The sequence below is a fragment of the Pseudoalteromonas xiamenensis genome (assembly GCF_017638925.1).
GTDB lineage: Bacteria > Pseudomonadota > Gammaproteobacteria > Enterobacterales > Alteromonadaceae > Pseudoalteromonas > Pseudoalteromonas xiamenensis.
The window spans coordinates 1,382,765-1,404,876 of record NZ_CP072133.1 but is presented as its reverse complement, the minus strand read 5'-3'; the positions used below and the strand labels follow the sequence as shown (position 1 = coordinate 1,404,876).

Annotated in this window: 17 protein-coding genes and 2 pseudogenes; 15 read left to right on the top strand and 4 right to left on the bottom strand. The window is 44.0% G+C overall.

The features are described 5' to 3' along the window. Positions 1 to 49 precede the first annotated feature (49 nt). Complete coding sequence (locus J5O05_RS06840) at positions 50 to 331, bottom strand: peptidylprolyl isomerase (RefSeq protein ID WP_208844147.1); 282 nt, start codon at positions 329 to 331, stop codon at positions 50 to 52. Between the two features lie 64 nt (positions 332 to 395). After that, on the bottom strand, positions 396 to 941 hold the full coding sequence (locus tag J5O05_RS06835; protein WP_208844146.1) for a glutathione peroxidase: 546 nt from the start codon (positions 939 to 941) through the stop codon (positions 396 to 398). A 71-nt stretch (positions 942 to 1,012) separates the two neighbouring features. On the opposite strand from J5O05_RS06835, the gene J5O05_RS06830 reads away from it, so the two are divergent. The 3 genes and pseudogenes from J5O05_RS06830 (at position 1,013) to J5O05_RS06820 (ending at position 5,060) form a co-directional block, all read left to right on the top strand. Continuing rightward, positions 1,013 to 1,540 carry a GNAT family N-acetyltransferase gene (locus J5O05_RS06830; protein WP_208844145.1) on the top strand — a complete coding sequence of 176 codons (528 nt, stop codon included), beginning with the start codon at positions 1,013 to 1,015 and terminating at the stop codon, positions 1,538 to 1,540. Between the two features lie 239 nt (positions 1,541 to 1,779). Continuing rightward, a pseudogene (locus J5O05_RS06825) lies at positions 1,780 to 3,736 on the top strand (sensor histidine kinase). Positions 3,737 to 3,923: 187 nt separating this feature from the next. Next, positions 3,924 to 5,060, top strand: coding sequence for a response regulator (locus J5O05_RS06820; protein ID WP_208844144.1), 1,137 nt, complete (start codon positions 3,924 to 3,926; stop codon positions 5,058 to 5,060). Between the two features lie 102 nt (positions 5,061 to 5,162). On the opposite strand, the gene queG is transcribed toward J5O05_RS06820, so the two are convergent. Further along, on the bottom strand, positions 5,163 to 6,296 hold the full coding sequence (gene queG, locus J5O05_RS06815) for a tRNA epoxyqueuosine(34) reductase QueG (protein ID WP_208844143.1): 1,134 nt from the start codon (positions 6,294 to 6,296) through the stop codon (positions 5,163 to 5,165). Between the two features lie 16 nt (positions 6,297 to 6,312). Between queG and J5O05_RS06810 the strand changes: the two genes are divergently transcribed. The 11 genes and pseudogenes from J5O05_RS06810 to J5O05_RS06760 form a co-directional block, all read left to right on the top strand. Then, positions 6,313 to 7,809 (top strand): NAD(P)H-hydrate dehydratase, encoded by a 1,497-nt coding sequence (locus J5O05_RS06810; RefSeq protein WP_208844142.1) that lies wholly within the window; start codon positions 6,313 to 6,315, stop codon positions 7,807 to 7,809. A 2-nt stretch (positions 7,810 to 7,811) separates the two neighbouring features. Beyond that, positions 7,812 to 8,288: a tRNA (adenosine(37)-N6)-threonylcarbamoyltransferase complex ATPase subunit type 1 TsaE gene (tsaE, locus tag J5O05_RS06805; protein ID WP_208844141.1), complete on the top strand. Its 477-nt coding sequence runs from the start codon at positions 7,812 to 7,814 to the stop codon at positions 8,286 to 8,288. Beyond that, complete coding sequence (locus J5O05_RS06800) at positions 8,275 to 9,612, top strand: N-acetylmuramoyl-L-alanine amidase (protein WP_208844140.1); 1,338 nt, start codon at positions 8,275 to 8,277, stop codon at positions 9,610 to 9,612. Before tsaE ends, J5O05_RS06800 begins: the two co-directional genes overlap by 14 nt. A gap of 2 nt (positions 9,613 to 9,614) precedes the next feature. Beyond that, the gene (gene mutL / locus J5O05_RS06795) at positions 9,615 to 11,474 is read left to right on the top strand and encodes a DNA mismatch repair endonuclease MutL (protein WP_208844139.1); all 1,860 of its coding nucleotides are present in this window, start codon (positions 9,615 to 9,617) and stop codon (positions 11,472 to 11,474) included. A gap of 1 nt (position 11,475) precedes the next feature. Continuing rightward, positions 11,476 to 12,393, top strand: coding sequence for a tRNA (adenosine(37)-N6)-dimethylallyltransferase MiaA (miaA, locus tag J5O05_RS06790; RefSeq protein ID WP_208844138.1), 918 nt, complete (start codon positions 11,476 to 11,478; stop codon positions 12,391 to 12,393). A 77-nt stretch (positions 12,394 to 12,470) separates the two neighbouring features. Continuing rightward, complete coding sequence (hfq, locus tag J5O05_RS06785; RefSeq protein ID WP_208844137.1) at positions 12,471 to 12,734, top strand: RNA chaperone Hfq; 264 nt, start codon at positions 12,471 to 12,473, stop codon at positions 12,732 to 12,734. 18 nt (positions 12,735 to 12,752) lie between these two features. Beyond that, positions 12,753 to 14,057 carry a ribosome rescue GTPase HflX gene (gene hflX, locus J5O05_RS06780; protein WP_208844136.1) on the top strand — a complete coding sequence of 435 codons (1,305 nt, stop codon included), beginning with the start codon at positions 12,753 to 12,755 and terminating at the stop codon, positions 14,055 to 14,057. Positions 14,058 to 14,189: 132 nt separating this feature from the next. Next, positions 14,190 to 15,353: an FtsH protease activity modulator HflK gene (gene hflK, locus J5O05_RS06775; protein WP_208844135.1), complete on the top strand. Its 1,164-nt coding sequence runs from the start codon at positions 14,190 to 14,192 to the stop codon at positions 15,351 to 15,353. Positions 15,354 to 15,358: 5 nt separating this feature from the next. After that, positions 15,359 to 16,237, top strand: coding sequence for a protease modulator HflC (hflC, locus tag J5O05_RS06770; RefSeq protein WP_208844134.1), 879 nt, complete (start codon positions 15,359 to 15,361; stop codon positions 16,235 to 16,237). A gap of 176 nt (positions 16,238 to 16,413) precedes the next feature. Then, positions 16,414 to 17,712, top strand: a complete 1,299-nt coding sequence (locus J5O05_RS06765) for an adenylosuccinate synthase (protein ID WP_208844133.1) — start codon at positions 16,414 to 16,416, stop codon at positions 17,710 to 17,712. Between the two features lie 113 nt (positions 17,713 to 17,825). After that, positions 17,826 to 18,449 (top strand): annotated as a pseudogene (locus J5O05_RS06760) (tetratricopeptide repeat protein); the annotation flags it as partial. Between the two features lie 121 nt (positions 18,450 to 18,570). Here J5O05_RS06760 and J5O05_RS06755 read toward each other — a convergent pair. After that, positions 18,571 to 20,430, bottom strand: a complete 1,860-nt coding sequence (locus J5O05_RS06755) for a cation:proton antiporter (protein WP_208844131.1) — start codon at positions 20,428 to 20,430, stop codon at positions 18,571 to 18,573. Between the two features lie 578 nt (positions 20,431 to 21,008). Between J5O05_RS06755 and proB the strand changes: the two genes are divergently transcribed. Next, the gene (proB, locus tag J5O05_RS06750) at positions 21,009 to 22,112 is read left to right on the top strand and encodes a glutamate 5-kinase (RefSeq protein WP_208844130.1); all 1,104 of its coding nucleotides are present in this window, start codon (positions 21,009 to 21,011) and stop codon (positions 22,110 to 22,112) included.

Genomic DNA, 22,112 nt, shown 5'->3' with positions numbered 1-22,112 from the left:
AAACAAAAAACGCAGCCATCGCCGCGTTATGTTTTACTGCTTGTACACATTACTCTGTGCGATTGGTCACCTCTAACAGATGATAACCAAATTGTGTTTGAACAGGGCCTTGCACTTCATTAATCGGTGCGGAAAAAACCACTCGGTCAAACTCAGGCACCATCATACCCGGTCCAAATTCACCAAGCGCTCCGCCATCTTGGCCAGATGGGCAATTTGAATAGGTTTTAGCTAATTCGGCGAAATCTTCTCCGGCTATTATCCTTTCTTTGAGGTCTTGGCACTGTGCTTCACTGTCCACCAAAATATGGCGGGCATTCGCAAGTTTCATAGGCTTATCCTTATTATTCTAGAAATCATACTTTAGTCTAGGAGATATTTTTAAATTTGCACCGTTATTTCAAAAGCTTTTCGATGGCGCTGCGAAGTTCCTCTGAATCGGGCTTCGTGCGGCTATTGAAGCGCTGAATTTCTTTGCGATCTTTTGAAACAAGATATTTGTAGAAATTCCAATTTGGTGAGCTTGTCTGTTCATTTAGATATTTAAACACCGCATTAGCATTACTTCCTCTGACTTCAGATGTGGCCATCATTGGAAAGGTAACGCCATAATTCATAAAGCACACTTTAGCGGTATCTGCCTCGTCGTTTTCTTCTTGTAAAAAGTCATCGGATGGAAAGCCTATCACGACCAGACCTTGATCTTTATATTCCTTATATAAGGCTTCAAGCCCTTTGAATTGGCTGGTAAACCCACAGTTACTTGCCGTGTTTACAATGAGAAGCGGTTTGTCTTTGAACTCACACAGGTTTATGGATTCTTTGGAATGGAGTTTCCTAAAGGTCGTATTCGTAAAATCGTCGCAGGTTTCAGACGCTGACGTAGCAAACGATAAACTGCTTATACACAAACCAATACACAATGATGCAATTCGTAGCATTCTTATTTCCTTCCTAATAGAGCTGCTCTACTATACGAAACGATACCACTTTTTGATCAAGAACCCGAATAATGACGCAAAATTTGCTTTTCACTGGTGACTATACAATACGTTTGGCTCAACGCGATGATCTCCCTGCTATTGTTGCAATCTACAACGAAACTATAGAAGGACGAATGGTTACAGCGGATACCTCGCCTGTGACGGTAGAGGAACGTGAAACGTGGTTTGCAAGCCACAATGAAAAAAGACCTATTTTCACTGTCCAAAAAGGCGAACACACTGTTGCGTGGCTGAGTTTTAAGTCATTTTATGGTCGCCCAGCCTACGATGGCACTGTTGAAGTCAGTATTTACATCACTAAAGCCGCTCACGGTCAGGGATTAGGTAAAGCATTATTGTTGTTTGCGGAGCAACATGCTCCGACTATTGGCATACACACCTTGCTTGGCTTTATATTCAGTCATAATTTACCGAGTATGAAGTTATTTGAACGCTTAGGTTATGCCCTCTGGGGACAGTTGCCAAATGTCGCTATGATGGATGGTAAAGAATTCAGCTTGAGTATTTTAGGTAAACGCCTTGTCGAGTCCGTTTAAGTATAGGATCGTTGCCTGCAGCTTTGTTTCAATAGCTGCTCATATTGCATTTGATGAAAAAGAACTGGGAAATCTGCTTGGGTCAGCGTTGTAGACTCTGGCGTAACTATCAAGCAAGGCTTTAGAGTTTACGTTATATGTCACTGATTAGTGAACCACGATGATTTACTCTCTATTTTTCAATACGTCCAAATAAATTCGTCTACACTGATTACTGAAGGATTAGTTTCGGTGGCGATATGTCAGATCAAGTTCTCATCATAGATAACAACAGTGTTCTAGCCATGCGCATAAAAGTGCTTTGTGAGGCTCTTGGGGTGTGAGGTTGAACATAACCATTTTTTAATGTTGTCCGAAAATGTCGATTTTTCGCTCTACAATGTCATCGTCATTGCGCACGGATTACCTCGTGACTATATCCCCATTCTTCAACCACTGAATCGACATCAGAAGATCATCTTATTAGCGCCAAAACCGGATAATGCGGAACATCTCAAAGCATTCAGCGAACTAAACAAAGTTTTGCCGAACGCCATTGTGATCTACCCATTTTTTGCAAACAAAGATATTTCTAACTTACTTGAACGTGTGCTGGAAGTCGGTGGGAACAGCCGCTTAGTTCTGCCAACGGTATTGGTTGTTGACCATGATGAAAATCGGTTAAACCAAATTTGTACTAATTTGCGTAGTGCGCAGATTAAGGTGTTCTGTGCGACAGGGAAAGAAAACGTTTTAGATATTATTGCTGAAAATGGCATCGACTTGTTAATTAGTGACTTCAATTTTGCTGACGTATCAGGACTCGACCTTTTTACGTTGGTTAAATCTAGGCAACCTAATTGTCGTTGTTTGTTGATGACATCGCGTGCTTCGCAAGTTGATATGTTGGTGGCAATTCGCCAAGGTGTCGACGATGTTTTGGTGAAGCCTATAAACGAAAACATGTTGCTGCAGGCATTACATCGAGTTTGGCAAATTGAGTTATTACGACGTCATAACCAAGAATTGGTTGAGCGTATGCAAGCTACAGTTGATGCCTTAATTGAACGTGACAGCCTATTGCGTGTTATCTACAAACACACGCCAGACCCAATCATGTTGTTTAATCGAAATGGTCTTATTATTGAAGCGAATGATGCGTTCACTCAACTTGTCGATAAAACCTCCGAAGAATTGGCCGGGTTTTCGTTTTTTGATTTGTTACAAAATGGGTGTGTCGACAAACTAAAGCAGACTATTCAATCTGATGCGCACAAACGTCAATTTAGCTCAGACGTGAATTTTCCAACCAGTGAGGGGGAAATTCCGATGATGGGGTCGTTCAACGAAATCGACCATCATGGTGAAATGGCATTTGCTGTTATCTTCAAAAACATTGCGCACTTAAAGGAAAAAGAAGAACTGCTTACGGAAGCAAAGGAAATGTTGGAAGAGCAGGTATTAGCTCGAACTGCTCAGCTGCAATTAGCGAAAGAACAGGCGGAAGCGGCTAATTTAAGTAAATCTGAATTTCTAGCCAACATGTCCCATGAACTGCGCACTCCGATGCATTCAATACTTAGTTTTGCTCGTTTTGGTCTTGAAAAACTTGAGTCGCATAGTGTACCTGTCGACAAATTAAATAAGTATTTGTCCCGCATTGAAACAAGTGGAGAGCGGTTGTTGTCCTTACTCAATAATTTGCTGGATTTATCTAAACTTGAAGCGGGTAAGTTTCCATTTAGACCAGAAATGCATGACATTGCGTCTATCATTAAGACCGCCATTGATGATGTTTCTGGTAGCGCACTTGAAAAGCACATCGAACTTATATTTCACCCGCCTAAAGAACCTGTCCGTTGCTTATGTGACCGAGAGCAGCTTAATCAGGTATTCCGTAACCTTTTAGGAAATGCGCTGAAATTTAGTGGTCCAGAGTCACAAGTAATGGTTTCGATAACCCATGACGATACGTTGGCTCGCGTCAAAGTTATCGATAGCGGTGTTGGGATCCCTGAAGACGAGTTAGAGCATATCTTCTCGAAGTTTGCACAGAGTAGTAAAACGAACAGTGGTGCAGGTGGTACAGGGCTTGGATTAGCAATTTGTCGTGAGTTTGTGACGCTTCATGGTGGGCAAATTTTTGCAGCGAATAACCCTCAAGGCGGGGCCACTATCCACGTCGAGATCCCACTGCAAAGCGAAGCGACAATTTGAATTAATTCATGATGCTACTGGCAAGCTTCGAGTTTGTCGCTATAACTTAATATGAGAGCCTTAATTGATTTCAAATTTGGGATAAACGTTGCCCTCGTTAAATCAAAAGTGCTCAGCTTTGTTTTTAAAAAGAATTTTTTAGTACTTTGATTTTACTCACTTGGGTTTGCGTGAAAAGGAAGATTAGATGGAATTAAGACGTATCTTGGCGGTGGATGACGAACCGTTTAACCTCGAAATTATCGAAGAAATATTAGAAGATTTGGACTTTGAATTGGCGACGGCAGCCAGTGGTCCCGAATGTTTAGAAATGGTTGAAGCGTATAATCCGCAAGTTATTTTGCTGGACGTCAGTATGCCACAAATGAATGGCTATGAAGTTTGTAAAGCGCTCAAGGCGAACCCTAATACCAGTCACATCGTTGTCATGTTTGTATCGGCCCGAGGCTCCGTTGAAGAGAGAATGGAGGGCTATTCGGTTGGTGCCGAAGACTACATCGTGAAACCATTTGGGCATACTGAATTAAAATCAAAGCTTATGAATTTGAATAAGCTGCTTGAAGAAAAAGCATCACTTACCCAGCAAATTGAAGATGCGACGAATACAGCATTCAGTGCTATGGCGACCAGCAGTGAAATGGGGCAAATCGTCAACTTTATTGAGCAAATCGGTGAAATTGAAGACGTCAATGAGCTTGCTCATGCTCTCTTGCGCTGTTTAGAAAACTTTGGTTTGTCGAGTAACCTTGAGTTTCGCATTGATGATGAACGCCGACATTACGCCTCGTCAGGTGTGTGTTCCCCCATCGTCATCGAGCTGTTCGATATCTTAAAAGGGAAAGGTCGACTGCACGAATTCACAAATCGAATTTTGGTCAATTACCCAGTAATTAGCCTGTTAATTTTAAACATGCCAACGGATGACCCTGACAAGCGTGGCCGGATCCGTGACCACATCTGTTTTATTGTTTCCGTGACGGAGCAGCAATTAAGAGCGATCCTGACACGTTGTCGATTACTCGATCAACAACGAAACTTGAATGATGCAATCGCCATGATCCACACGAAATTTCATGGCATGGTCACGTTGCTCGATAAAAATCGCAAAGAAAACGAATCGGTGTTCAAAGAGCTGCAGGAAGAGTTTGAAAACAGGATCCCAACGATGGGATTGGATGAAGACCAAGAAGTGTTTATTTTTTCGAAGTTGGATACATCTATCCAACGTTCAATTGCTAGAGAAGGTGCGATACAGGACGTAAAAGGTGCATTTAAAGAAATAGAAAGTGACTTAGCTTTACTCGCGCAACACGTGAATAATTAGTCTGGAACGATATATTTTACGGTTTTGAGTCTAACGTTGGGCTGGTGAGAAATCAGCCCTTTTTCTTTATTGATTTTAAGTAAGCGGAGTTTCCTTATAAAACTACGAATCTCGCGGAAGTCCTTTTTCGACAATACGAATTAAGCGCGCCATTTTTCTATTTTTTTCAGTGTATTTAGTCGCTTGTTGTTTTAGTGCCCAATCAATGTGCTCCAGAAGCACAGGTGTGGCATTTTCTCGACGTGACTCTAAGGCTGACACGATGGTTTCGTCATAGTCTGCGTTTCCCATACCTACCGATAAATTGCGAAGCCATTTTTCATGACCGATTCGACGTATAGCACTGCCTTCCGTGTGTTTCAGAAAGGTTACTTCGTCCCATAAAAACAGTTCTGCAAGCGGTCTGTCTTTGAGCTTAGCCCGCGGTAAAAAATCGGTTTCTTGAGTAAGTTGGCCGTAACGATTCCAAGGGCAAACAAGCTGGCAATCATCACAACCGTAGATCCGATTGCCCATTTTTTCCCTAAATTCGACAGGAATGGGTCCATCATGTTCGATGGTGAGGTATGAAATACAGCGTCTAGCGTCAACAACGTAAGGTTCGACAATCGCCCCTGTTGGACATAGTGTTAAGCACGCAGTGCATTTACCGCAATGTTCAGTCTTTTGAACTTCCTCTACGGGCAGCGGAAGATCAACAAACAGTTCACCTAAGAAAAACCATGAGCCGGCTTGTCGGTTGAGCAACAAGCTATTTTTCCCCCGCCAACCGAGTCCTGCATTTTCAGCAAGTTGACGTTCCATCACTGGGGCTGAATCGACAAACGGGCGATAACCTAATTCAGCGACATGTTGTTTTATCTGTTCGCCAAGTTGCTTAAGTTTGTTTCGCATTACTTTGTGGTAATCGCGGCCTAAAGCATAGCGGCTAATATAGGCCGTTGATGGTGATGACAACGCTTTTGCAAAGTGAGCATCAGGTGGTAGGTAGTTCATTCGTACACTTATCACGCGAAGTGTGCCTGGAACAAGTTCTGCTGGGCGTGCGCGTTTTAGGCCGTGCGCCTCCATATAATTCATCGTGCCATGATACCCTTTTTCAAGCCACTCAAGAAAAGGCTGTTCATGTTCACTTAAATCAATGCCCGTTATGCCAACATCATCAAATCCAAGCGTTTTTGCCCATTGCTTAATTTGGTTAGCTAGGTCACGATAATCAATAGTCGGAGTGCTCACGAGAATACTTAAATAAATGAAACAATTCAGCGCTAATTTACCACAAAAAGCCTATACCGCGCAGCAAGTAAGAGACAATGAAGCATTGGCAGCAGAACAAAGTGGTACAACTTTGTCTCAGTTAATGCAACGTGCAGGAAGTGCAGTTGCAGCGTACGTGCAATCTTACTGTCAGAGTCAGGAGTTAGATGGTGCTTATACGGTCGTATTATGTGGTAAAGGCAATAATGCGGGAGACGGCTACATTGCGGCGAAGCTCCTTAAAGAGGTAGGTTTACGGGTCGTTGTTTGGTCGTTGTTTGATCCCTCGTTGTTAAAAGGTGATGCACAAGACGCATTCAAAGCTTTTGTCGACTTCGGTGGTGACGTAACGCGTAAATGCCCGCTTGATTTAGATGAAGCAGCTATCACAATTGATGCGGTATTTGGTGGGGGATTCCATGGACAACTGCCTGAGGCGGTTCAATCAGCATTTGATAGCATCGAAAATGCAAGTACCTACAAGGTAAGCGTTGATATTCCCAGTGGCGTTAACGGCACGACCTCAGAAGTGAGTGATAATGCGTTTCAAGCGGATGTCACCGTTACTTTTATTGCGCTAAAACAGGGTATGTTAACCGGACAGGCAAGAGGCTGTTGTGGGCAGATCCTGTTTGCCGGACTTGGCGTTGCAAAAGCATTTTCTAAACTTGTTGCAGGTACATCGTCTTTTTCATCTGAGGTGCAACATTTTCGTTCTATTCCTGTACGCGCATACGACAGCTATAAACATCAATTAGGGCACGTTTTATTGATTGGCGGCGGCAAAGGGATGGCAGGTGCAATCCGCTTAGCCGCCGAGGCGTGTTTACGCTCTGGTGCCGGTTTAGTTAGTGTAGCGACTCACCCAGACAACGTTGGTGCGGTGCTGCAAGGACGGTACGAATTGATGGTACATGGTGTTGAAACAGCGCCACATTTACATGCGTTATTGGAAAAAGCGACAATCGTGGTGTTGGGGCCAGGTCTTGGATTAGATGCCTGGGCCAAGGAGTTATTTTTTGCCTGCAGTGAGGTAACGTGTCCACTCGTCATCGATGCGGATGGGTTGACCTTATTGGCGCAAAATCCGCAGGCGCTGAAGGCGACAGTCGTTACACCTCATTTGGGCGAAGCAAAACGATTGCTTGATAAAAATGACGTAGAGTACGTTCATCATCGGTTTGAACTTGCGGAAAAGGTATATCAGACGACTAAAGCCATTACGGTCCTAAAGGGACCAGGAACCATCATACAAGGCTACGAGCGGAGAAATATTAACCGATCAGGAACGCCTGCGATGGCGAGTGCTGGGATGGGGGATGTATTGTCTGGTATCATTGCGGCTTTGTTAGCGCAGCAAGTTCCGACATTTGCAGCGGTTTGTTTAGCTGTGTATATTCATGGATTAGCAGCTGAAGAGGCAGCAAAAGACGGTGCATTAGGATTAGTTGCTAGCGATTTGTTTAGCCATATCAGACGTATATTGGGGTAGTCATGAACTTGCTTTTTTCCAGAGCTTTAGAGAATGAAGATGCAACCGTTGCCATGGGACGTCAACTTGCTGATGTATTACACCTAGGTGGGGTGATTTACCTTAAAGGGGATTTGGGCGCGGGTAAAACCACATTGAGTCGCGGAATTGTGCAAGGGCTTGGCCATACTGGTAAAGTAAAAAGTCCAACGTATACCTTAGTAGAGCCGTATGAATTGGAACGCGTCAATATTTACCACTTTGATCTATATCGACTAGGTGACCCAGAAGAGCTTGAATACATGGGGATCCGAGATTATTTCAGTCCCGAAACGGTATGTATTGTTGAATGGCCTGATAAAGGAACGGGATTTATTCCAAAACCTGATTTAGCGATTGAGATGCGCTACGTGGGAGATGCACGAGAAATCGCCATTTCTGCTTGTTCATCTCGTGGTCAGGAATTGATCGAAAAACTACAAAGTGATGAAAATAAATAAAATAATAATCATATTTTTAGTGTGGAGCGCGTTGTTCATTACGCAGGCGCATGCCAGCAACAAAATTGAAGGGGTGCGGGTTTGGCCTTCTCCTGAGAGCACACGGGTTGTTTTCGATCTATCGAGCAAGCCCGATTACTCTTATTTTATGCTTAAAAATCCCTATCGATTAGTGGTGGATTTCTCGGATACAGATAAATTGCCATCCTTGCCTGAGGTGCCAGACGAGCATCGCATAATTAAAAAATTGCGTTATAGTTCCCCGAAAAGTAAAGGTGGCTCCCGAGTCGTATTCGATTTATCGCGTACAGCAAAACCGGTGGTGTTTGCTCTTGCGCCGACAGGTCCTTATAAAGACAGGTTGGTTGTAGATTTATACGGCACTCAAATGAGTGCCTACAGCAATGAAAGTACAAATAAAAAGTCAGAGTCACGGGAAAAAGATCGCAACATCGTTATTGCGATTGATGCGGGGCATGGTGGTGAAGACCCAGGTTCAATTGGCCCTTCTGGTACGTATGAGAAAAACATCACGCTGCAAATTGCCAAACGTTTAGTGCGGTTAATTGATAATGAACCCGGTATGGAAGCTAAATTGATCCGTACGGGGGATTATTTTCTAAAACTTAACACACGAACAGTGCGGGCACGGGAACGCAAAGCGGATTTCTTTGTGTCTATCCACGCGGACGCGTTTACTCGACCTGAACCAAGCGGTTCTTCTGTATGGGTACTGTCTTTAAATCGAGCCAATTCCGAAATAGGTAAATGGCTAGAAAATACGGAAAAACACTCTCAACTATTGGGCGGTGCAGCCGACGTTATCAAAGACACCGAGAATGAACGATATCTAGCAAAAGCGTTGCTCGATATGTCGATGGATCATTCAATGAAAACGGGATTCCAAGTGGCGGAGGAAGTTATTGGGGAACTGCGCAAAGTGACCAAACTTCACAAACGAACACCACAAGCGGCAAACTTAGGCGTACTGAAATCACCAGATATACCTTCAATTTTGGTAGAAACAGGGTTCATCTCTAATCCGACAGAAGAGCGAATGTTACTGTCTAGCTCACATCAAGACAAACTAGCTCGAGCTGTGTTTAACGCAATCAAAGGCTATTATTGGCAAAATCCGCCAGCTGACTCATTGTTTGCCTCGATGAGAGACGATAATCCGGTTAAACACACCGTGAAGGCGGGTGAATCGCTCAGTGTTTTGGCAAGTCGCTATAAGGTGAGTGTTGAGTCGCTAAAGCGCTTTAACAGTTTAAAATCTAACACATTGTTTGTTGGGCAAGTGCTCACTATTCCAAAGGCTTAAACATGGCAATTGAAATTTTACCTGCACGTTTGGCGAACCAAATTGCAGCAGGGGAAGTTGTCGAACGCCCTGCGTCAGTGGTTAAAGAATTAGTCGAAAATAGCCTCGATTCCGGGGCGACGAAAATTCAAATCGACATTGAGCGAGGTGGGCACAAGTTAATTCGGATCCGAGACAATGGCAGCGGCATTATCAAAGAGGAACTCACCCTTGCGCTTTCTCGCCATGCGACGAGCAAGTTGAAGACGTTAGATGACCTTGAAAACATCATTAGTCTAGGGTTTCGTGGAGAAGCTCTCGCATCGATTAGTTCTGTTTCACGCTTAACATTGAGTTCGAAGCCAGAGGCGCAAGAAACCGCATGGCAAGCTTTTGCCGAAGGTCGTGACATGGCGGTTCAAGTGCAACCGACATCACACCCAAACGGAACGACAGTTGAAGTCAAAGATCTCTTTTTTAATACGCCTGCGCGGCGGAAGTTTTTAAGAACAGAAAAGACCGAATTTGCACATATTGATGAATTGGTTAAGCGAATAGCCCTGAGTCGTTTTGATGTTGCTTTCACACTAACTCACAATGGCAAAGTAGTACGTCAGTATCGAAGCAATGGAAGTGTTGAAGCCAATATACAACGTGTTGCACAGGTTGCTGGTAAGGCTTTCTTAGAACAAGCGGCATTTCTAGAGTCCGGCACGGATGGTTTAACTCTGTTTGGTTGGTTAATGCCAGTAGGAACCTCGGGGACTACGCAGTACACGTACGTTAATGGTCGCATGATGCGCGATAAGCTCATTCAGCATGCTATCCGACAAGCGTACGAAGAGATTGCGGGTAGTGAAGAAGTTCCATCTTTTGTCCTTTACTTGGTGTTAGACCCGAGGCAGGTTGATGTGAATGTCCACCCCGCAAAACATGAGGTGCGCTTTCACCAAGCTCGGCTAATCCATGACTTTATTGTTCAAGCGGTTAAACAAGTTGTATCAAGTGAGCAGCATGCTTTTGGTGAGATTGCCACAAACGCAGTCGCTGAGAACGAAATTGAAACACCATCGTTTGAGCTTATTCAATCAGAATCGAGGAATTTCCACACACCTGAATTTGCCTATGCGCAGGAAGCGAAGGAGCACAGAGAGTTTGTTGCACCACTTACTCGTTCTTTTGGTTCGACAAGTGGCGCTCGAAGTGGCGGTGGCTACACGGCTTCCCATAAATCGACACATCAGTACAACGTTAACCGGCTTTATCAAGAATTGGATGTTCCTTTGCATCCTCGCGAGAATGAGTCTGTTGACAGGATTAGCGAAGCGCAGCCAACGACGGGTTCTAAGCTTCAAGACGTTCTTCCTGTAGCAGGAGGCTTGCGCTTGTGGACTCAATCAGGCGTTTTGTTTGGCGTGCACTATCGTGAAGCATTGCCTGTATGGTGGCAAAATGTAATAGAAAGTGATGGGGCATTGCCTTCGAAAGCTTTGCTATTGCCAGTTAGAGTTGCAATAGATGAGCGTGATTCAGCGAGCGTCAAGTTACAAGAAGCGACACTAGCGTTAATTGGCTTTGAAATTCATACGGCTGAACGTTTTGTCATCGTGAAAAAAACGCCGCCAAGTCTATATCAATTGGATGCGGCTGAATTGATTCAGCGGCTTCTTGCGAAAATAAACCATTCGGAATCGAGCATTGAATTGAGCGAATGGTTCGACTGGATGGCACAAAATGTACCGGATGTCTTTTTTGAGAGTCAAGCGTTCTTAATTAACGTTACAGAACTTGAAAAAAATCCGATTTGTATCGCCCGTTTAGCCGAAAAAGCAGTTAAAATAGATACCAATGTCTTAATGACACAGATATTGGATGCGAAGTAGATTGAAAAAATTACCAGTAATCACCTTAATGGACCTAACTGCTGCCGGGAAAACCGATTTGGCAATCGCGCTTTGTCAACATTTAGACACAGAAGTGATCAGTGTCGATTCAGCGTTGGTGTACAAAGGGATGGATATTGGTACAGCGAAACCGACGCTTGAAGAGCAGGCACAAGCGCCACATCAACTGATTGATATACTCGACCCAAAAGAAAGTTATTCTGTGGCTGATTTTCGCCGAGATGCAATTTCGCACATTGAACGATTGCATAGTTTAGGAAAAGTGCCGATTTTGGTCGGTGGCACCATGATGTATTTCAAGGGGCTAATCGATGGTCTTTCCCCGTTGCCCGAGGCTGACCCAAGTATTCGAGCCGTGCTTGAACAGGAGGCTGCAGAATTAGGCTGGCCTGAAATGCATAAAAAGCTGGTGGAAGTGGACCCAATTGCTGCAAGCAAAATCAGTGAAAATGATTCGCAACGTATTAATCGTGCACTCGAAGTTTATCGAATTACGGGCAAATCGATGACTGAACTGCAAAAAACAAAAGAAACCCCGCTTCCTTACGAGTTTCATCAATTTGCAATTGCACCAGCTGATCGTAGTGTATTGCATGAACGTATTGAGCTTAGGTTCAAAAAAATGCTTGCAGAGGGGTTTGAAAATGAAGTTTCGGCCCTATATCAGAGATCTGATTTACATCCAGATTTGCCCTCCATCCGTTGTGTTGGGTATCGGCAAATGTGGGACTACTTAGCGGGTCGTTGCGATTATGACGAAATGGTATTCAAAGGGATTGCCGCGACTCGACAGCTGGCTAAGCGACAGCTGACTTGGTTAAGAAGCTGGCCGGAAGTTACATGGTTAGATAGTGCTGACCAAGAAAACTTGCAACGTGTTGTAAGTTCGCTAAGCTAATAGAAGTCATACGAAAAAGTTACGTAAAGACTTTGCGGGCAAAATTACAATAACACCTAAGAACTAAGGAAAATAACATGGCAAAAGGCCAATCGTTACAAGACCCATTTTTGAATGCGCTACGTCGTGAGCGTGTTCCCGTTTCAATTTTTTTAGTTAACGGAATCAAATTGCAAGGCAAAATCCAATCGTTTGACCAATTTGTGATTTTGCTTGAAAACACGGTAAACCAAATGGTTTACAAACACGCCATTTCTACAGTTGTGCCAGCTCGCGCAATTACCTTCCAAGGTATTCAAGGTGCGGAAGGCGATAGCAACGCAGACGATGGTAATTATTAAGAAGTAGGAGCGTAATGCTTGTTTGACCGTTATGAAGCCGGCGAACAGGCAATCTTAGTTCACGTAAACTTTTCTAATGACAGCAATCGTGAAGATTTGAACGAATTAGAAATGTTGGTATCTTCTGCGGGTGTTAATACGTTGGCGGTTGTGCAAGGCAGCCGTCAATCGCCCCATGCCAAATTGTTCGTCGGTACAGGCAAAGCAGAAGAAATAGCTGAGATTGTCAAATTCCACAACGCAGATGTCGTCATTTTTAACCACCAACTCAGTCCCTCTCAAGAACGAAATTTAGAGCGAGTGTGTCAATGCCGTGTGTTAGATCGAACTTCGTTGATCCTTGATATTTTTGCTCAGCGTGCACGTACGCACGAGGGGAAACTACAGGTTGAGCTTGCTCAACTACGTCACATTTCTACACGACTTATCCGAGGTTGGACACACTTAGAACGTCAAAAAGGCGGGATTGGTTTACGCGGTCCGGGTGAAACTCAGCTTGAAACAGACAGACGACTACTTCGTGAACGTATCAAAAGCATTATGAAACGTTTGGAAAAAGTAGCAACGGTACGTGAACAGGGACGACGAGCTCGAGCTCGCAACGACATCCCGACGTTATCGCTTGTCGGTTATACTAATGCGGGTAAATCAAGCCTATTTAATCGCATTACTGGTGCGGATGTTTACGCGGCAGATCAGTTATTTGCGACATTGGATCCAACGCTACGAAAAATCGAAGTAGACGATGTGGGGCCAGTAATTTTAGCCGATACGGTTGGGTTCATTCGCCATTTACCACATGATTTGGTTGCCGCGTTTAAAGCAACATTGACCGAAACGCGAGAAGCTGATTTACAACTGCATGTTATTGATGTTGCAGACCCGCGCCGTCAAGAAAACATTCAAGAAGTGCAAAAAGTATTGGCGGAAATAGAGGCCGATCACATTCCTCAACTGCTTGTTTTTAACAAAATAGATTTACTTGAAAAAGTCAGCCCGCAAATCGATAGAGACGACGAAGGACTCCCAATTCGAGTTTGGTTGTCAGCCCAGTCTGGTGAAGGAATAGAACTGCTCTTTCAAGCAATTACCGAACTGTTATCTAAAAAGGTGTTTGATGCACAACTTAAGGTACCACCTAGATTTGGTAAATTGCGAGGTGCGCTATTTGGATTAAATGGTGTGCAAAATGAGCAATATGACGATGATGGTAACTGGCTGGTTTCCGTGCGCATACCAATGGTCGATTGGGAAAAGCTAAAAAAGGAACAGCAACTGGACTTAGATAACTTGATTGTTGAATCGGTAGATAGGACAATCTAATTTACGTTTATGCACAGGCTTGTGCTGCAAGTGAGTGGGAAAACTGAGAAATAGTCGCGCTTTTTTCTGTCAGTGGCGCGATATATTTGTTAGATTTAACTTAATTCATTTTAATAACAATGGAGTAGAGCTATGGCCTGGAACGAACCGGGTAACAATGGCAATGACAAAGATCCGTGGGGTAACCGCGGTGGTCGTGACCAAGGGCCTCCTGAGCTTGATGAGGTGTTTCGCAAATTCGGTGATAAATTTGGCGGACTATTTGGTGGTAAACCAGGTGGCAACGGCGGACTAAGTGGCATCGGATTCACTCTTGTTTTCTTAATAGCGCTTGTCGTGTGGGCACTAAGTGGTGTTTATACGGTAAAAGAAGCGGAACGTGGCATTGTATTGCAATTTGGTAAATTTGATCGCATAGCAGACCCCGGCTTACGTTGGAAAATGACGTTTATTGAACGCGTTATTCCAATTGATATTGAAGCGGTACGCTCGTTGTCAGCGTCTGGTTTTATGTTAACTGAAGACGAAAACGTGGTAAGCGTTGAGTTTGAAGTTCAGTACCGAGTTGTTGACCCGACACTTTATCGTTTCAGTGTAACGGACGCAGATCACAGTTTACAACAAGCGCTAGACAGTGCTTTACGTTATGTTGTCGGCCATTCGCGCATGGATGAAGTGCTGACTACGGGTCGTGAAATCGTTCGTCAACGTACGTGGGACGAACTTAATAAGGTTATTGAGCCTTATAAGTTGGGTATCATAGTTACTGACGTCAACTTCAAAGACTCTCGTCCTCCGGCAGAAGTAAAAGATGCGTTTGATGACGCAATAGCTGCACAAGAAGATGAAGAGCGTTTCATTCGTGAAGCAGAAGCTTATGCTCGTGAAATCGAACCTCGTGCCCGCGGTCAAGTAACGCGAATGACTCAAGAAGCTGAAGGTTATCGAGAGCGTGTAGCGTTAGAAGCTCGAGGTGAAGTAGAGCGCTTCGAAAAACTTTTACCAGAGTATAAAGCTGCGAAACAAGTAACTCGTCAACGTTTGTACATCGAAACGATGGAAGAAGTGCTTGGTAACAGTTCAAAAGTACTTGTTGATGTTGAAGGCAGCAACAATATGTTGTACTTGCCTTTGGACAAGATTATGGAAAATCGTGGTGCGCAAACGCCAACTTCGTTACCAAATCAAAACGACATCAACCACCTACGCAGTAAACTAAGTACGTCAGCGCGCAATAACAGCTCGCCGCAAAGCACAGACCGCTTTGCCAATGACCGTTTTAGTAATGGGAGATAAGACTGATGAGAAACTTTAGTGTTGTGTTACTCCTAGCTGCCGTTGTGCTGTGCTTTTCCTCTGTATTTGTCGTAACAGAAGGTCAACGAGCGATCGTTTTATTGTTCAGTAAAGTGCAAAAGGACTCTGACGACAAAGCGGTGGTGTATGGTCCAGGTCTGCATTTTAAAGTGCCATTCGTTGCGCAGGTACGCCTTCTTGATGCGCGTATTCAAACGCTAGACGGAGCACCTGATCGTTTTGTTACGAGTGAGAAGAAAGACTTGATTGTTGATTCGTATGTGAAATGGCGAGTGAACGATTTCAGCGCATTCTACCTCCGTGCACGTGGTGATAAGCAATATGCTGAAACGCTACTTAAGCAAAAAGTGAATAATGGACTTAGAACGAACTTTGGTTCTCGTACAATCAATGAAATCGTGTCTGGTGAACGTAGCGAATTGATGGAAGAAGCGCTCGTTCAAGCAGGTGAAAGTGCAAAAGAACTGGGGATCGAAGTGCTTGACGTTCGCGTTAAACAAATTAATTTACCAGGCGAAGTAAGTAGCTCTATTTACCAACGTATGCGTGCAGAACGTACTGCCGTGGCTAAAGAACACCGTTCGCAAGGTCAAGAAAAAGCTGAAACTATTCGTGCTGAAGTTGATCGTAGAGTGACCGTAATGCTTGCAGACGCGGAGCGTAACGCGCGAGCGGTACGTGGTGAAGGTGATGCTTTATCTGCCAAGATTTATGCAAATGCTTATAACAAAGACGCTGAATTCTTTGGTTTTGTACGTAGTCTAGAAGCCTACAGAAAGACCTTCAAAGATAAGAATGATGTGATGGTACTTTCACCGAACAGTGATTTCTTTAATTATATGAAGGAAGCGAAAGCTAAATAATCTTATTTGGTTATCACTTCTGAAAAGCCTCGAATTCGTTCGGGGCTTTTTTATTAGTTAGATCATATAGTTTTAAAAAGAACGAGATGAACGCAGAAAAATTAACCATTACGGGGGTGTCTTCCCTTTGCTTTTCTGGTAAAATCTGCCCCTAATTTTTTCTAAGTGATTTTGCAATGGGTAAAAACGTCGTTGTATTAGGCACCCAATGGGGTGACGAAGGTAAAGGTAAGGTTGTTGACCTACTTACAGATAAAGCGTCTTATGTCGTTCGTTATCAAGGTGGTCATAACGCTGGCCATACACTAGTGATCAACGGAGAAAAGACGGTATTACATTTAATTCCATCTGGCGTTTTGCGTGATAACGTAAAATGTATCATCGGCAACGGTGTAGTACTTGCACCAGATGCGTTGATGAAAGAGATTGGCATGCTAGAAGAGCGTGGCGTTCCAGTACGTGAACGTTTGCTTATCAGTGAAGCCTGTCCGCTGATCCTGCCATACCACGTGGCATTGGATAAAGCGCGCGAATTAGCACGTGGCAATAAAGCAATCGGTACTACTGGTCGCGGTATCGGCCCTGCGTATGAAGACAAAGTAGCTCGTCGCGGCCTACGTGTTGGTGATTTGTTCAACCCAGAGCAATTCGCTACGAAACTAAAAGAAATTCTAGAGTTCCATAACTTCGCACTTGTTAACTACTACAAAGTAGATGCAGTTGATTTCCAAGAAACATACGACCAAGCAATGGCTGTGGCTGACATTCTGAAATCAATGGTTGTTGACGTAACTGAGCTACTTGATACTGCTCGTAAAAATGGCGACAACTTATTGTTTGAAGGTGCGCAAGGTACGTTACTTGATATCGACCACGGCACATACCCATACGTTACGTCTTCAAACACAACGGCTGGTGGTGTAGCAACAGGTTCTGGTTTTGGTCCTCTTTACCTAGACTATGTGTTAGGTATTGTTAAAGCATACACAACGCGTGTTGGTTCTGGTCCTTTCCCGACGGAGCTTAGCTGTGAAGTTGGTGAACACTTAGGTGTTAAAGGCCATGAATTTGGTGCGACAACGGGTCGTAAGCGTCGTACAGGTTGGTTTGATGCGGTTGCAATGCGCCGTGCTATTCAAATCAACAGCATTACAGGTTTCTGTTTAACGAAACTTGACGTTCTTGATGGTCTTGAAACGATCAAAATCTGTACTGGCTACCAAATGGAAGACGGCACAGTAACAAACGTGTCTCCGCTTGCAGCTGAAGGTTACGAGAAAGTAACTCCAGTTTACGAAGAAATGCCAGGTTGGAGCGAAAATACGTTTGGCGCAACGACAGTTGAGCAGCTTCCACAAGCGGCTATCAACTACATCAAACGTCTTGAAGAAATCACTGGTGTGCCAATTGATATCATTTCAACGGATTCAGACCGTGTTGAGACGATGATCGTTCGCAACCCATTCAGCGCATAATTTGCGTTGAAAAGAAAAAAGCTGCTTCGGCAGCTTTTTTTGTGCCTGTTGGTATACTTTTTGTAGGTCAAATTGTAGTGAACAATTTAGAGTGTCAAAAAATAGGCGAGAACATGCAGAAAAAGCTAACGCGTGTTGGGTTGGTTGTGCTGATTTGCAGCAGTGTCTTCGGTCATGCTTATGCCGAAGAAACAAAACCGTCTGATAACGAAGCTGTACCGCTTTATACGCAAGAAGAGTTGGTCAACCTCATCAATAAAAATGAGCATTTGCAGCGTGTCAAAGCGGATGAATGCCAGCTTGTCGACGATATTAAAGCGCGAGCAGAAGTTATGGCGTTGCCAAGCTATCAGTTTTTATATGGCGATATGCTGGCGTATGCCGTGTGTGTAGACCAAGACGTAGAACTTGGTGTTTATTACATGCGCCGAGCGGCGGAACAAGGTCTTGCCAGCGCGCTTGAGCAGCTTGGGCGTTATTACGACACTGGCAAATTGGTGCAACAAGACAAAGCAATGGCAATTACTTATCTACGTGAAGCGGCCTCTCAGGGGAATTTAGCTGCGCAAATTCGATTTGTGAATTTGCTGAATGATGGTCATGGGAGTCCACGAGACTTTGAAGCGGCATATCGTTGGCTGTTTCAATCCATCGTTGCGGATAAAGGCATGCACAAAAAAGTGGAAGAGGCGCTTGCGAGATTGGCAATGAAAATGCCTGAAAGTGTCGTGAAACGAGACTCGTTTAGCAAACTAACTTTAGCGCTGCTCCATAAAAATTCTGCTCAAATTCCCAAGCAAAAAGCGAGAACCCATTTAGTTCTCGCTTTGGTATTTATTCATGAAAATAGGTGGCGTTTTATTTCGACGCTAATTTCTCGCCAATAGTCATATCCTTATTCGTGTTGCCACTTAATATCGTCATTTTCGGTGGCTGTAACGAAATGATCCGCTCTCCAACTTCAGGAGGCTTATTCATATCGGTAATAAAGGGGCGGATGCGAACTGTTTCATCTTCTTTACGTTGTTCTGATAGAATGAAAAGCGGGATTGCCTCTTTATTATTGGCCTGGAATTGCTCCCAACTAAATTCCTCTGAGATGCGTGTAGAGCTGACTTTTCCGCCTTTAGCGATGATGCTCGATAATTTGGAGTAGTTGCCAAGATCACCAAATAGAATTTGGCGAGATAAGAAAGTGGCACTGTCCTTATTCGCTTTTGCGTGGTTTGTCGAAGAGCGCAGTGAAAACACATTTTGGTCGCCAAGTAAGTGCGAAAAATACTGAACGCCAAGCGCATTATGGTGCCTGTTTGGTGACAGCGCGAGTACTGATTTTACCGAGGTGAGAGGTAAATACCGCTCTGCATGTTCGGATTGAGGATTGCCGTAATAACAATTTAGTCCATCCATCCGTGCCATCTTACAGTTTTCCCAAGCTGGGTCTGACAAAAAGACGTCTATATTTTGTTCTTTCAATCCAACGGCAATTGCACGCGCTACATGGTTTGCACCGATAATTAAGAAGGTATTCGGAGCAGGTTGGCGAACCCCCAGTAACTTGGCAAGTGGTGTCGCGGTTAGACTTTGCGAAACAACCGTTACGATGATAACGGTAAATATGAGAGGTACGATTTTGTTGGCATCTGGAATTTGAGCTTCTACCATACTAAGCGCGAAAACAGACCCGACGGCTGCAGCCACAATCCCTCTTGGTGCTATCCAAGCGAGTACCAGACGTGATTTAAAAGGAAGTTCTGAACCATAGGTAGAAAGCGCAATACATACTGGGCGTGCAATAAATAAAACGATGGCGAGGAATAAAAAGACTTTGAAATCTAGCAACATGAGATCTGCAATTTGCAAACGCGCCGCAAGAAGGATAAACAACGTCGAAATCAGAATCATCGACAAATCTTCTTTGAATTCCAACACAGAATCGATTTCAAGGTCGTCTTGGTTAGCAAGCCAAATCCCATAAACGGTGACAGCCAATAGACCGGATTCTAACGCGAGATAATTCGAACCAGTAAAGGACATGAGAACAAACGCAAGAATTGCAAACTTATGTAGTTCAAAAGGCAGCCATTCTTTGCGGATCATGTGGCTTGTCAACCAACCGGATAAAACGCCAACAGAAAGGCCAACCGAAACGGTTTTAAATAACGCCATAAGCGTGTGATTTACTATCCCTTCATCGCCCACCAACATTACAGCTTCGAACACAAGAACCGCAAAAAGCGCCCCGATAGGATCGATAACAATACCTTCCCAGCGAAGCACTCTGTCAATATCTTTATTAGGCCGCATGGTGTTGAGCATCGGCGCGATAACAGTTGAGTCCGTGACAACCAATACGGCTCCAAGTACAGCGGCAACCCGCCAATCAAGCCCCAAAATACCGTAGGCGCTCAGCCCAATAAGGACAAACGTGCTGAACATACCAATTGAACAAAGGTTACGTACGACTTTGCCAATACCTTTTAATTCTTGGAAGTGTAAGGTCAATGAACCTTCGAAGAGTATGACTGCAACGGCTAACGACACAACAGGAAATAGGAGATCGCCAAGAAGCATATCGGGATCAAGTTGCCCGGTAATTGGGCCAAGAATAAGACCGACCAACAACAAAAACAAAATGGCGGGAACCTTGAAAAACCATGCCATCCATTGAGCGAATACGGAACACATCGCAATTCCTGCGATATAGATCGCTGACATAAAATCTCCAGTAGTAGTAAAAAACGGTGAACTCTGGCTTATGAGAGTGTTATAACACAGATACTGACTTTGTATAGTGAATAAGGCGTTGAAATCCCAATACTATCAATAAACACGATAGTCGACATAGGGAATTAAAATGCAATCGACTTGAAATCAATATCTTATCGCGTTAAGGTATAAAGGTAAGCTTGTTCTTACATCAGAAGTTCAACTCTTTTGCGTAATTTTTCATTGCGTTTCAAGTCATTTGAATCCCATCAAACCATGATGGTCCAATTCAAATCGACTAGATGCGAGTTATACGGCGTGTGCCACACTCAGCATCACAATCCAATTTATGATGTCTTTGGCGAAAGCCACATTTGACTAAACTCTAGTCTGTTTTTTACTTTTCATCTCGAAAAGCGGTTCGCTTTTTCCATCGACTTCGTTCCTTTTCTTACGCACGCTTAGAAGGGCATTATTTGTCTTAAACCATGTTGGGGCATTTCTTTGGCGTTGCGTATGTTGATTCATCTGTCGTGTGATAGATATCGAATTATTTCCCATAGGGTGGCAATTCTTAGGAGGAAACTATGTCAAGTAAACCAACGGAACGCTTGGTTTTAAAAATAGGCAGCGCGTTAATTGCACCAATGCAAGATGGTTGCCGTTCCGCAAATTTATTGCGAGTTGCGCAGTTTATCGTTGATGCGCGAGCGCAGGGCAAAGAAGTCATTTTAGTATCTTCAGGTGCTGTTGCGGCTGGGTCGCACCATTTTTCGAATGCGAAACCGCAAACTGTCGCGGTTAAAAAAGCGATGGCTGCAGCAGGTCAAACAGCGATGATGTCGATGTGGGATCGTTTTTTTGATTTTCCTTGTGCCCAGTTATTACTGACCCATGCTGACTTACGTCACAGAGAGCGCTATACCAGTATTCGTCAAACATTATTCACTTTACTCGAGCAAGGGATCTTACCTATTATCAATGAAAATGACGCCGTCACTAGTGACAATCTAAAGGTGGGTGACAACGATAACTTATCCGCGATGGTCGCGACGGCAGCGGAAGCGAATACGTTGGTGATTTGTACGGATGTGGATGGGCTTTTCGATAAAAACCCTCATACTCATGCCGACGCAAACCTCATTAAGGAAGTTTACCATATCGACTCGTCGATAATTGCCTCCAGTGAGGGACCGTCGAGCAGCGTTGGTACTGGTGGAATGAGTACCAAATTGGAGGCTGCAGAAAAGGCAACATCACATGGTATAACAACGTTTATCGTCAACGGTTTTAAAGATGAAACGTTCAAAGCGCTGATCTTGGGCGAAAATCCAGGAACACAGTTGATGCCGTATGAAAAGCCGTTACAAGAGCCTATTCACTGGTTAACGCATACTGCGGCTGCGCAAGGTGAACTGATTGTTCAACCCGAAGCAATAGAAGAAGTCAGCGAAGGGGGAAGTGGACTTCGTTGTGATGAAATTCAATCCGTGGAAGGAGACTTCTCAGCGGGTGAAACCATTTTAATCAAAGATGAACAAGGCAAGCCAATCGCTAAGGCGAAGTCGAATTACAGCAGTTGTTTGCTAAATTTCATTACTGAACACCAAGAGGGGCTGTTTACCTCACAAATGCAAGACAGCATCGGACCTATCATTTCACAGCAGGATATTGCCGTATTGGAGAAGTAA